Source organism: Pseudomonas sp. ES1 (genome assembly GCF_050586605.1).
GTDB lineage: Bacteria > Pseudomonadota > Gammaproteobacteria > Pseudomonadales > Pseudomonadaceae > Aquipseudomonas > Aquipseudomonas sichuanensis.
Genome location: NZ_JBOBDM010000036.1, coordinates 49,416 through 60,671, shown reverse-complemented (window position 1 = coordinate 60,671; position 11,256 = coordinate 49,416). Strand labels below are relative to the sequence as shown.

Here is an 11,256-nt window from a genome sequence, read left to right as displayed (position 1 = left end):
TGGGGGAGTGGCTTTCCCCCGCGATGGGCGCTAGTGCTGCGAAGTGTTCTGCGCAGAGTGGCGGCTCCAGTCCAGCAGCAGGCTGTACCCCACCGCCAACAGCGTCGGCCCGATGAACAAGCCGATAAAGCCAAAGGCGAGCAAACCGCCGAACACCCCGAGCAGCACGATCACCAATGGCAGGTTGCCGCCGCGGCTGATCAGGTAGGGCTTGAGCACGTTGTCCACGCCACTGATGACGAAGGTGCCCCACACCCCGAGGAACACCGCCATACCGTAATCGCCCTTCGACACCAGCCAGGCGGTGGCGGGGATCCACGCCAGCGGCGGGCCCATGGGGATCAGGCTGAGCATGAAAGTCACCAGGCCCAGCACCACTGCCCCCGGCACGCCGGCAATCAGGAAGCCGATCAGTGCCAGCAGGGCTTGCGCCGCCGCCGTGCCGATCACCCCGTTGACCACCCGTTGCACGGTACCGGCCACCAGTTCGACGTAGTACTCGGCGCGCTCGCCCACCAGCCGTTGCAGCAGGCGGAGCACGAACGCCGCCAGGCGCGGCCCGTCGCGGTAGAAGAAGAACACGAACACCAGGCTCAGGGTCAGCTCCAGCACCCCGCTGCCGATCTGCGCGCTGCGCGCCAGCAACCAGTTGCCGACCTGGCCGAGGTAAGGTTTGGCCGAGGCCAGCAGCGCCGCACCTTGCTGGTCGAACGACTCCCACCAGCCGACCAGGCGCGCACCCACCAACGGAATACCCGCCACCCAGGCGGGCGCATCGGGCAGGCCTTCGACCTGCACGTCGCGCACGAAGGCGGTGGCATCGCGGATATGGTCGGCCAGGTTGAAGCCCAGCCACACCAGTGGCAAGGCCACGATCAGGATCCAGGCCGTGGTCAGCAAGCTGGCGGCCAGGGTTTCCCGCCCGCCCAGCACACGCGTGAGCAAACGCATCAACGGCCAGCTGGCGAAGGCCAGGATGGCGCCCCACAGCAGTGCCGAGATGAACGGCGCCATCACCCAGAGTGCGGCGCCGAGCAGCGCCAGCAGCAGGATCTGCACCAGCAGGCGGTCGGTGTTGGGCATGGGGCGCTCACTCAACGGATCAGCTCCAGGTGCAGGCCATCGGTGGGTGCGTCGCCGACTTCGAGCCGGCCGCTGCGCACGCCGGCCTTGGTCAACTGCTCGCGCCAGGCCTCGGCGCCCTTGCCACTGAGGCTGGCGCGCAGGGTGCTGTCCAGGTTCAGGCTGCGCGCCAGCAGCGCCACCCAAGTGGCCTGGGGCTCGGCCAGGTCGGGGTAGTCGAGCTTGCCGGTGTCGCGCAGTTCGCGCAGGACGGTGGCGGCCGTGGGCAGGATTTCCCCCAACGGGCTGCCGGCGACGAACTCTTCCACATGCAGGTAGGCGCGGCGGTTGCCGCGGGTGACGCTGTAAAGCGCGACCAGGGTGTCGGCCTCCTCGGCCGAGCGGCGCAACAGGATGAACGCCTGCTGCTCGTCGCCGCCATTGAGGCGGGCGTTGGCGAACACGTCGTTGGCCCACAGGCTGGCTTCGCCGCAGTCGCGGCCCTGGCACCAGAACAACGGGTAACCGCCGTCTTTTTGCAGGGCTTCGCGGGCGCTGGTGAACGCCTCGCGGGCGCTGCGTTCCAGCGGCAGTTCATAGGTGACCGAGCTGACCTGGCCACGGCTTTCGACCTTGTCATCGACCCGCAGGCGGCCGCTGATCTTGCGCAGCGGCCCCATCGGGTAGACCCGCTCCTGCTCCACCGCGGGGCGTTGATCGACCACTTTGGCGTCAACCGGAACGGGCAGCTCACCGGCCCACAGCAAGGGGCTGGCGAAGGCGAGGCAGGCAGCGATGGCGCTGCGGGCGTAAACGGGTACGCTCATCGGCAGCCCTCGTGGCCGCGGGTTTGGAATACGTGAGTGTCTGGCATGTACATGGTTGTCTCCCTTTCAACCCGCCAAGCCTCGACACTTGCCCGGTGCAAGTCAAGGAATGCCAAAGAAGCGATTGAAACAGTCTGCAACAAGGGCTGCACCCTGCTCATCGTTCAAGTGCAGGTGATGGCCACCCGGCAGCGTGATCTGCTCGAAGGGTAGCTGCTCCAGCAGCTCCGTGTGGCGCGCCAGCATGCCGTCGGCCGCCACCACCAGGCAGGCCGGGCAGGCCACGCGCTTGACGAAGGCCATGGCCTGGGCCTGGTTCAGGCGGGTGGGCGACGGCAACGTGAGGCGGCTGTCGCTGCGCCAGCTGTAACCGCCGGGTACCGGCATCAGGCCGCGCTGGGCCAGCAGTTCGGCCGCTTCACGGCTGACCGCGACCATGCCTTTCATGCGCGCCTCGACCCCCTCCTCCAAAGTTGCGTAGACCGTCTTGCGCTTGCCGTCCAGGCGCAGCTGGGCCTGCAGCGCCATCCCCAGGCGCTCGGCGGCATCCTGTTCGGTCACGGTGGGCGGGATCACCCCGTCGATCAGCGCCAGGTGGCTGACCCGCTCGGGCAAGGCGCCGGCCAGTTGCACCGAAATGATCGCCCCCAGCGAATGGCCGAGCAGGCCGAAGCGCTGCCAGCCCAGTTGCTCGGCGACCCGCAGCACGTCGTGGGCGTAATCGGCCAGGGCGTAACCAGCCCCGACCGGGCGGTGCTGCGAATAGCCGTGCCCGGCCAGATCGAGGGCGACGATACGCAGCCCTTCGAGCTGGGGCGCCAGGCGGACGAAGCTGTTGGCGTTGTCCAGCCAGCCGTGCAGGGCGATCACCGGCAGGCCGTCGTCGGGACCGAACAGGTGGGCGGCCAGTTCGATATGGCCCAGGGTCAGGCGAACTTCTTCAACCTGGGCGCTCATGCCTGGCCCCAGCGGTCGAACAGGCCTTTGATCAGGCTGGCGGTGTCGAGGGGGCGCTCCAGCGGGAACATGTGCCCGCCCGGCAGGCTGTGATATTCGCCCCGGGCCATGCCCCGCACGCCCAGCGCATGGTGCCGGCGGATCACCCGGCTCTGGGCGCCGCGCACCACGGCCAGCGGCACTTGCAACTGGCGCGGCGGCAGCGGGCTGGCATGCGGGATGCTGCGGTAGATGCTGATCTCGGTGGCCGGGTCGAAACGCAGGCGCAGCCCGTCTTGCGCGCGCTCCAGCCCATGCTCCAGATAGGCCTCCAGGCATTCCGGGTCGAAGTGGCGGAACAGGCTCTTGCCGGCGAAGTAACTGCGCGCGCTGTCGCGGTCGCTGAATGCCTCACGCCGGCCCAAGGTGCGCCCGGCCGGGGTGATGCGGTCGATGAAACCCAGGCGCTTGGCCGCCTGGATCAGCCATTCATCGACCCGGGTCAGCACCGGCGAGTCGAGCATCACCACGCCACGGTAGAGCTCCGGGCGGCGCAGCGCCGCGTGCAGGTGCAGCACACCACCCAGCGAATGGCCGACACCCCACACCGGGGCGTCCTGCTGTTCGAGGTGATGCAGCAGCTCGTCCACCAGGCTTTGCCAGTTGTCGTTCACCGGGAAGCGCGGGTCGTGGGCATGCTGGGCCAGGTGGCGCACCTGGTAATCCGGCGCCAGGGCGGCGAACAGCTTGCCGTAGGTGGCCGAGGGGAAGCCATTGGCGTGGGCGAAGAAGATCTGCTGCGACATGGCCGCCTGCTCTGCACGGGGAAGGATGGCCCATTGTCGGCAAGCCGGTGGGTGGCGGCAACGTCCGGAAAGGTCATCGCCAAGGGCGATCAGGTCATTCAGAACTCGCCGAAGCTGGCCATCGAGCGCCGCAGGCAGGCCTGCATGTAGGCCAGCTGATACTCCAGCGCCTCACGGGCCAGGTGTTTGTCCTGCTGTTCCAGGCCAAGCCTGCGCAAGGCCAGGCAGCTGGTTTGCAACAGATGGGCCATGCGCATGCTGGCTTCCTGCAGGCGCCGCAAGTCTTCTTCACCGTCGAACAGCGTGGCGGGGGCCAGGCCTTGCCCGGCACGGACCTTGTTCATCAACTGGTAGAGCTTGGCGTCGGCCGACTCTCGCAACATGCTGTACTCGGCAAATTCCAGCACGTCATCCTTCTGCACTTTTTCCAGCGTTGGTTGCAGGTCAACCGAACCTACCAACGCCAGCCTCCGGCTATTCATTCGACACTCCCTGGGCCTGGCGCACATTCACTTGCTGTTGCCGACGCTAGCAAGCGCCTCGGCGGCGCGACAACTGGTAAAAATACCAGTTGCCGCCTTCACGCCGAATGATGAAGGCCGCGCAGGATCATCAGCCCGGCCAGCGGCCAGTCGCCTTCCAGCGTGGCCAGGCTGGCGGTGCTCAAGGGCGCCGGTTGCTGAGCATGGCCATGCTCCAGCATGCCCACCAGCGACCCCACCAGTGGCTGATGGCTGACCAGCAGCACATGCTCCAGCCCCAGGCGCTCGAGCTCGCCGATCACCTGTTGCACATTGCTCTCGGGGGTCAGCCAGGGCACGGTGCGCACGGGCTCAGCGAAGCCCAGGGCATCGTGCACCAGCGCTGCGGTTTGCTGGGCGCGCACGTAAGGGCTGGCGATGATCGCCTGCAGCGGCTGGCCCAGCAGGTGCGCGGCGCTGCGCAGCACCTGCTCGCGGCCGTGGGCGGTGAGGGGCCGTTCGGCGTCGGTGTTGGCGCGCGGCTGGGCCTCGCCGTGGCGCAGCACCCACAGCTTCACAGCTTGGGCTCCTCGTCACGCACCGGGTGCGGGGCCGGGGCCACGGCGTGGGCGGCCTCGCCTTCAGGGGCGCGGGGCGTTGGCCAGTCGGCGAACGGCCAGGGTTTCTGGTCGCTGTGGAAGCTGCCGAAGCGGCCGATCTGTGCCAGGTACTGGCTGAGGCTGTCGCCAAAGTTCATCAGGCTGGCGCTGGGCGCGCCGTAGATCAGCCGGTAGATCAGCTGCACCAGGACCAGGCCGCCCAGCAACAGCTCGGCGAGCTGCCAGACCACCAGGAACACCAGCATCCACAGCACCCGCAGGATGATCGACTCGCGCGCGGCGCTTTGCGGGGTATCGTTCATGTGTCGCTCCTTCGTTCAGTTGAAACCGCTGGTGGAAATGAAATCGATGTCGGTCTTGGGCTCGGCGCGCATCAGGTGCTCGATCACCTGGTTGAGGGTGCGGCCTTCGAACAGGATCGCATGCAGGCCGGCCACCAGGGGCATGTACACCTGCACTTCCTGGGCCTTGGCCTTGAGCACCTTGATGGTGTTGACCCCTTCGGCCACCTCGCCCAGGCGGCTGACTGCCTGCTCCAGGGTCAGGCCCTGGCCCAGGGCGTGGCCGACCTGGTAGTTGCGGCTCTTGGGCGAGGAGCAGGTGACGATCAGGTCGCCGACCCCGGCCAGGCCAAGGAAGGTCATGGGGTTGGCACCCTGGCTCACGGCGAAACGGGTCATCTCGGCCAGGGCACGAGTGATCAGCATGCTCTTGGTGTTCTCGCCCATGCCCAGTGCCACCGCCATGCCGGCGATGATCGCGTAGACGTTCTTCAGGGCGCCGCCCAGCTCGACGCCGAAGCGATCGTTGCTGGCATAGACGCGGAAGGTGCGGCCGTGCAGCACGGCCTGCACCTGCTGGCACAGCGCTTCATCTTCGCTGGCGACCACGGTGGCGGTCAGCGCATGCTCGGCGATCTCGCGGGCAAGGTTCGGCCCCGACAGCACGCCGATGCGCGCCTGGGGGGCGATCTCTTCGAGGATCTGGCTCATCAGCTTGAAGCTCTGCGCCTCGATGCCCTTGGTCAGGCTGACCAGGCCTTTGCCGCGCAGCAGCTGTGCGTGGGGCGCCAGCACGCTGCGCAGGGCGCTCGACGGCAGCGCGACGAAGATCAGGTCGCTGGCCTGCAAGGTGGCGAGCAGGTCGTTGACCGGCTCGACGCCGTCATGCAGGCGAATGCCCTTGAGGTAACGCGGATTCTCGCGGTTGACGCGCATCGCCTCGGCCTGGGCCGGGTCGCGCATCCATTGGCGCACCGGGTGGCCGTTTTCCGCCAGCAGGTTTGCCACCGCGGTGCCGAAGCTGCCACCGCCAAGAACTGCAACAGGTTGCTGTTCAGTCATATCCAATCCGTTAACCCATAAAATAAGTGGCGACTGGCGCATTATAAAGGCAAGCCGCAAGCGTCAAGCTACAAGCGACAAGAAAACCGCGATGGTCGCCTGCTTTTGCTTGCAGCTAGAGACTTGCAGCTTGCAGCTCGAGAAAGGTCGGTTAACATGCCTGATTCATTTCTGAAACAAGGCCGTACCGTGTTCCCTGGCACGCCCCCTTACCCGCGCCTGCTGATACTGACCGCCCTGCTCGGCGGCCCGGCCATGGCCGATGATCTGTTCACCGACAGCCAGGACCTGCCCCAGGTTCTGACCGCCACACGCCTGAAACAATCCCCGGCCGCGGTGCCGGGCAGCATGACCGTGCTCGACAGCGAGCTGATCCACGCCAGCGGCGCCCGGGACATCCCCGAGCTGCTGCGCCTGGTGCCGGGCATGATGATCGGCTATGGCGCCGGCAACCAGCCAACGGTCAACTACCACGGCAGCAACGTCAACGATGCCCGGCGCATGCAGGTGCTGATCGACGGCCGTTCGGTGTACCGCGCAGGCCTGGCCACGGTGGACTGGAGCGACATCCCGGTGGCCATCGAGGATATCGAGCGGATCGAAGTGTTCCGCGGCCCCAACACCGTCAGCTATGGCGCCAACGCGCTGATGGCGGTGGTCAACATCCTCACCCGCAACCCCGCCGACAGCCACGGCACGCGAATGAAGCTGACCCGTGGTCAGGACGGCATCAACGACTATTACGCCAGCCAAGGCATCGGCTGGGACGGCGGCGACCTGCGCCTGTCGCTGTCGGGCCAGCAGGACGACGGTTTCGACAAGGACCAATTCGGCCGCGACTACCGCGACAGCCGCCGGCTCAACCGCATCAATATCAATGCCAGCCACAGCCTGGCGCCGGACCAGACCCTGGAATGGCAACTGGCGGCCAAGGAGGGCAGCAACCAGCGGCCCTATACCTACCAGCCAGTATTCGGCAGATACGCCGCGGGCAACGATGCCGACGTCAACGCCAAGGACTATGCCGGCTCGTTGCGCTGGAACATCGACTTCAACCCCGACCACAGCCTGTATGTGCAGGGTTCGGCGCAGCACTTCGACCGTCAGCAGGTGTGGCGCGCCTGCGATGCATCCATTGCCTTCAGCCCGGAGCTGACCCGGCTGTGGCAACTCAATCCGAACTTTGCCGAAGGTGTTGCACGCAATCTCTTTACCGGCAACCTGCCGACCACCAGCGACCCGCTGCTCAGCTCGCTCACACAGCAAGTGCAGGATCAATGGAATGCCGGCGGGCGCAACACGGTGTGCGGCGATGTCGACCAGAGCACCCGTGAAACGCGCTACGACCTGGAGATCCAGGACACCCTGAGCCTGAACGAGAGCCTGCGCCTGGTCACGGGCATGAACTACCGCTACGACCGCGCAGACTCGCAGACCTACTTCAACGGCAGCCTCGACGACCAGACCTGGCGCCTGTTCGGCCAGCTGGAGTGGCGCGCCGACGAACACTGGGTCATCCAGGGCGGGGCGATGTACGAAAATGCCCAGCTGTCCGGCAACTCGTTGACCCCGCGCGTGGCGGTGAACTACCTGATCACGCCACGCCACGGCTTGCGCGCGGTGTACTCCGAAGCGGTGCGCTCGCCCGACATGTTCGAGAACAACGTCAACTGGAGCTACACGGTCAAGGGCCTGTCCCCCAACCGCTACGGCCTGCAGGACGGCGAGTACTTCGTCAAGACCCGCGGCCCGGGCAACCTCGACCAGGAGCGCATGCGCTCGCGCGAGCTGGGCTACAACGGCTACTTCAGCGACATCGACCTGAGCATGGACGTGAAGTTGTTCTACGACGAGATCACCGGGATGATCAGCGAGCCCCTGAAGAACAACCAGTACATCGCCAGCAACGCCAACAAGGCGCGCTTCACCGGCAGCGAGGCGCAGTTCGACTGGCGCGCCACCCAGCGCGACCGCCTGCGCATCACCTACGCCTACGTCGACGCCTGGGCCAGCAACCCCGCTGACCGGCGCCTGAGCGCCCGCAACAGCGGCTCGGCCGGCTGGCTGCGCGAGTGGGGCCTGGGCTGGTCGAGCGCCCTCTTCTATTACGGTGACGATGCGCTCAACCAGTACCGCTACGAGCGCGTCGACCTGCGCCTGGCCAAACGCTTCAAGGTGCAGGGCAGCGACCTGGAGCTGGCGGCCCTGTGGCAGCAGCGCCTGGATGACGAACCGACTACTGCCGTCCAGAACCGCTACGACAGCCGCCACCGCCTGAGCGTGAGCGCGGAGCTGGCGTTCTGATGGTCGTGCTGCTGCGCTTGCTGCTGCTGTGCATCCTGCCACTGGGTTCGCTGTCGGCCAGCGAAATCCTGTTGGTGGGTGCCGACGACCAGCCGGGCATCCGCAGCTTCGTCGCCGCCCTGGCGCAGCGCCGCCCGCACGACCATGTGCATTTCCAGACCGTGAGCGAACTGCCGCGCCCGGAGCAGCTGAAAAGCGATACGCGCCTGGTGCTGCTGGACGGCCCGGCGCTGGAATGGCGCCTGGGCGAAACCGCTGGCCCGCCAGCGCTGGCCCTGAGGGTCAGCCGGGTGCAGGCCGAGCAACGCTTGGGAAAGTCGCGGCCGGCGTACCTCAGCCTGCTGTGGAGTGACCCGCCACTGGCCCGGCAATTGCGCCTGGCTCGCTACCTGTTGCCGCAGGCGCGGCGCATTGGCGTGCTGTACGGTGAGCACAGCCGCTTCCTGCTCGATGAACTGCGCCAGGCCGCCCAGCCCATGGGGCTGGAGATCGTCGCAGAGGGCTGGCCCGATTTGCGCGACAGCCGCCCGCTGCAGAACCTGCTGGCCAACAGCGATGTGCTGCTGGGGCTCGACGACCCCGAGCTGTACAACTCCAAATCGGCCAAGAACGTGCTGCTCAGCAGTTACGGCCGGCAGATGGCGCTGATCGGGCCGAACGTCGGCTTCGTCCGTGCCGGTGCCCTGGCCAGCACCTACAGCGACCAGGACGACTGGCTGGCAGTGCTCGACCAACTGCTCGAGCAACCCCCGGCACGCTGGCCACGCAGCCTTTACCCCAAGCATTTCGCCGTCAGTGGCAACCAGCAGGTGGCGCGCGCCCTGGGCCTGGAAGCCATCGATCAGGACGCCGCCGCGCTGGCGTTGGCCGCAGGAGAACCCACCCCATGAGCAAACGCCTGAGCTGGGACATCCACACCCGCACGCAGATGATCAGCCTCGGCCCTGCCCTGCTGCTGACCTTGCTGCTGATCAGTTTCTTCACCTTCGTGCGTATCCAGGACTTGCGCCAGGAGCTCAACCACACCGGCCAATTGATCGCCAACCAGTTGGCGCCGGCCTCCGAGTACGGCGTGATCTCCGGCAACAATGAAGTGCTCGAAAGCCTGATGCGCGCGACCCTGAGCATCCCTCACGTACGCTTCCTCGAGGTGCAGGACAGCCGCAACCACATCCTGGTGTACGTCGAGCAACCGGACGAAAGCCTCAGCCGGGCGCAACGGGTGGAAGTGTTCCAGGCGCCGATCCGCCTGCAGCAGATCCGCCTGGACAACGACTTCCTGCTGGGCAAGCCGCAGTTGCCGAGCATCGGCGACGACTACCTGGGGCGGGTGATCGTGGGCATGTCCGACGACGCCTTCAGCCAGCGCCAGCAGGAGATCGTGATAAAGGCCGGCATCCTCGCCCTGTTCGCGCTGCTGTTCACCTTCCTGCTGGCCCGGCGCCTGGCCATGAGCCTGTCCAAGCCGATCAGCGACATGGGCCATGCGGTCAAGGCCATCCAGCAAGGTGATTTCGATGCCCCGTTGCCGGTGGTCGATGACAGCGAACTGGGCCACCTGGCGCGGCACATCAACAACCTGGCCAGCGCCCTGGACCAGGCCGCCCATGAACAGCAGCAGGCCATGAGCCAGCTGATCCAGGCCCGTGAAGAGGCCGAGCAGGCCAACCGTGCCAAGTCGGACTTCCTGGCCATGATGAGCCATGAGCTGCGCACCCCCATGAACGGTGTGCTGGGCATGCTGCAACTGCTGGAGACCACCCGGTTGACCAGCGAGCAGGCCGAATACGCCGCAGTGGCCAGCGAGTCCACCGGGCACCTGCTCAAGGTGATCAACGACATCCTCGATTTCTCGCGGATCGAACGCACCACGCTGCAGCTGGAGCACATCGACTTCAACCTTGGCGAGCTGGTCGCCAGCAGTGTCCAGTCGTTCCAGCACAGCGCCCAGCAGCGCGGCCTGGCGCTGCACCTGCAGTTGCCGCCGGGCATGGAGCTGTTGCAGGTGGTCGGCGACCCGACCCGGATCCGCCAGGTCCTGCTCAATTTGATCGGCAATGCGCTGAAGTTCACCGAACGCGGCGAGGTGGCGGTAGAGGCGAGCTGGCAGGTGCTCGATCAGCAGATGATCTGGCTGACCTGCACCGTGCGCGACACGGGGATTGGTATCGACAGCAACCGCCTGGAAATGATGTTCGTCGCCTTCCAGCAGGCCGACAGCTCGATTTCCCGGCGCTACGGCGGTACCGGGCTGGGCCTGTCGATCGCCCGCACCCTGGCCGAACGCATGGGCGGCCATCTGCGTGGCGAAAGCCGCGAAGGGGCGGGCTCGACCTTCACCCTGGAGATGCCGCTGGCCCTGGCCAACGCCCCCGCGGCCCTGCCTGCGGGCGCGGCGGCTGCCGGTGCGCTGGGTGGCAATGGCGAGCGGATCCTGTTGGTGGAGGACAATCCGGTCAACCAGAGCGTCATCGAAGCCATGCTGCGCAGCCTCGGCTTCGAGGTCAGCCTGGCGATGGATGGCGCCCAGGCGGTCGACCTGGTGCAGCAGCAACGCTTCGCCGCCGTGCTGATGGACTGCCGCCTGCCACAGGTGGACGGTTTCGAGGCCACCCGGCGCATCCGCCTGCTGGCGCAGGGCGACGGGCTGCCGATCATCGCCCTCACCGCCAGTGTGCTGGAGGGGGACCGCGAGCGTTGCCTGGCCGCCGGCATGAACGATTACCTGAGCAAGCCATTCAAACGCACCGAGCTGCAACGCATCCTGCACCGCTGGTTACCCGCTCGGACAGCTGCGACTGGCGATAAATGCTAAAGTGCGGCAGTCTTAAAGACTGGACAGGACCTTCGCAGGCCCGGAAAATAACATTTCAGTGCACACCTGTACTTCTTTTGCC

At 66.6% G+C, this 11,256-nt stretch carries 11 protein-coding genes; 3 read left to right on the top strand and 8 right to left on the bottom strand.

Translation table 11 applies throughout. The features are described from left to right. Nucleotides 1-30 precede the first annotated feature (30 nt). The 8 genes from ACQ4N9_RS16235 to ACQ4N9_RS16200 all read right to left on the bottom strand — a co-directional run bounded on the left by ACQ4N9_RS16235 (nucleotide 31) and on the right by ACQ4N9_RS16200 (nucleotide 6,055). The gene (locus ACQ4N9_RS16235; RefSeq protein WP_125859449.1) at nucleotides 31-1,083 is read right to left on the bottom strand and encodes an AI-2E family transporter; all 1,053 of its coding nucleotides are present in this window, start codon (nucleotides 1,081-1,083) and stop codon (nucleotides 31-33) included. Between the two features lie 11 nt (nucleotides 1,084-1,094). Then, a complete protein-coding gene (locus ACQ4N9_RS16230; protein ID WP_390969729.1) occupies nucleotides 1,095-1,889 on the bottom strand; it encodes a DUF4892 domain-containing protein in 795 nt (264 codons plus the stop codon). A 102-nt stretch (nucleotides 1,890-1,991) separates the two neighbouring features. Next, nucleotides 1,992-2,846, bottom strand: coding sequence for an alpha/beta hydrolase (locus ACQ4N9_RS16225; protein WP_390969727.1), 855 nt, complete (start codon nucleotides 2,844-2,846; stop codon nucleotides 1,992-1,994). Then, a complete protein-coding gene (locus ACQ4N9_RS16220; protein WP_390969725.1) occupies nucleotides 2,843-3,631 on the bottom strand; it encodes an alpha/beta fold hydrolase in 789 nt (262 codons plus the stop codon). The genes ACQ4N9_RS16225 and ACQ4N9_RS16220 overlap by 4 nt, the downstream gene beginning before the upstream one ends. A 98-nt stretch (nucleotides 3,632-3,729) precedes the next feature. Next, nucleotides 3,730-4,113: a hypothetical protein gene (locus ACQ4N9_RS16215; RefSeq protein WP_125464872.1), complete on the bottom strand. Its 384-nt coding sequence runs from the start codon at nucleotides 4,111-4,113 to the stop codon at nucleotides 3,730-3,732. Nucleotides 4,114-4,211: 98 nt separating this feature from the next. Continuing rightward, on the bottom strand, nucleotides 4,212-4,670 hold the full coding sequence (gene sixA / locus ACQ4N9_RS16210; protein ID WP_390969723.1) for a phosphohistidine phosphatase SixA: 459 nt from the start codon (nucleotides 4,668-4,670) through the stop codon (nucleotides 4,212-4,214). Then, entirely contained in the window at nucleotides 4,667-5,014 is a 348-nt protein-coding gene (locus ACQ4N9_RS16205) for a DUF4389 domain-containing protein (RefSeq protein WP_110993972.1), read from the bottom strand. The genes sixA and ACQ4N9_RS16205 overlap by 4 nt, the downstream gene beginning before the upstream one ends. Nucleotides 5,015-5,029: 15 nt before the next feature. Continuing rightward, nucleotides 5,030-6,055 carry an NAD(P)H-dependent glycerol-3-phosphate dehydrogenase gene (locus ACQ4N9_RS16200; RefSeq protein WP_390969721.1) on the bottom strand — a complete coding sequence of 342 codons (1,026 nt, stop codon included), beginning with the start codon at nucleotides 6,053-6,055 and terminating at the stop codon, nucleotides 5,030-5,032. A 156-nt stretch (nucleotides 6,056-6,211) separates the two neighbouring features. Between ACQ4N9_RS16200 and ACQ4N9_RS16195 the strand changes: the two genes are divergently transcribed. The 3 genes from ACQ4N9_RS16195 to ACQ4N9_RS16185 are packed head-to-tail and all read left to right on the top strand — an operon-like array spanning nucleotide 6,212 to nucleotide 11,174. After that, a complete protein-coding gene (locus tag ACQ4N9_RS16195) occupies nucleotides 6,212-8,359 on the top strand; it encodes a TonB-dependent receptor plug domain-containing protein (protein WP_390969719.1) in 2,148 nt (715 codons plus the stop codon). After that, nucleotides 8,359-9,249 (top strand): ABC transporter substrate-binding protein, encoded by an 891-nt coding sequence (locus ACQ4N9_RS16190; protein WP_125464877.1) that lies wholly within the window; start codon nucleotides 8,359-8,361, stop codon nucleotides 9,247-9,249. Before ACQ4N9_RS16195 ends, ACQ4N9_RS16190 begins: the two co-directional genes overlap by 1 nt. Beyond that, complete coding sequence (locus ACQ4N9_RS16185; protein ID WP_390969717.1) at nucleotides 9,246-11,174, top strand: ATP-binding protein; 1,929 nt, start codon at nucleotides 9,246-9,248, stop codon at nucleotides 11,172-11,174. The genes ACQ4N9_RS16190 and ACQ4N9_RS16185 overlap by 4 nt, the downstream gene beginning before the upstream one ends. Nucleotides 11,175-11,256: the final 82 nt, after the last annotated feature.

What these genes read in the sequence shown, in the direction of transcription:
- ACQ4N9_RS16230 (WP_390969729.1), bottom strand. Translation starts at nt 1,889, where the DNA reads ATGAGCGTACCCGTTTACGCCCGCAGCGCCATCGCTGCCTGCCTCGCC.
- ACQ4N9_RS16190 (WP_125464877.1), top strand. Translation starts at nt 8,359, where the DNA reads ATGGTCGTGCTGCTGCGCTTGCTGCTGCTGTGCATCCTGCCACTGGGT.
- ACQ4N9_RS16195 (WP_390969719.1), top strand. Translation starts at nt 6,212, where the DNA reads ATGCCTGATTCATTTCTGAAACAAGGCCGTACCGTGTTCCCTGGCACG.
- ACQ4N9_RS16185 (WP_390969717.1), top strand. Translation starts at nt 9,246, where the DNA reads ATGAGCAAACGCCTGAGCTGGGACATCCACACCCGCACGCAGATGATC.
- ACQ4N9_RS16220 (WP_390969725.1), bottom strand. Translation starts at nt 3,631, where the DNA reads ATGTCGCAGCAGATCTTCTTCGCCCACGCCAATGGCTTCCCCTCGGCC.
- ACQ4N9_RS16215 (WP_125464872.1), bottom strand. Translation starts at nt 4,113, where the DNA reads ATGAATAGCCGGAGGCTGGCGTTGGTAGGTTCGGTTGACCTGCAACCA.
- ACQ4N9_RS16200 (WP_390969721.1), bottom strand. Translation starts at nt 6,055, where the DNA reads ATGACTGAACAGCAACCTGTTGCAGTTCTTGGCGGTGGCAGCTTCGGC.
- ACQ4N9_RS16225 (WP_390969727.1), bottom strand. Translation starts at nt 2,846, where the DNA reads ATGAGCGCCCAGGTTGAAGAAGTTCGCCTGACCCTGGGCCATATCGAA.
- ACQ4N9_RS16235 (WP_125859449.1), bottom strand. Translation starts at nt 1,083, where the DNA reads ATGCCCAACACCGACCGCCTGCTGGTGCAGATCCTGCTGCTGGCGCTG.
- ACQ4N9_RS16205 (WP_110993972.1), bottom strand. Translation starts at nt 5,014, where the DNA reads ATGAACGATACCCCGCAAAGCGCCGCGCGCGAGTCGATCATCCTGCGG.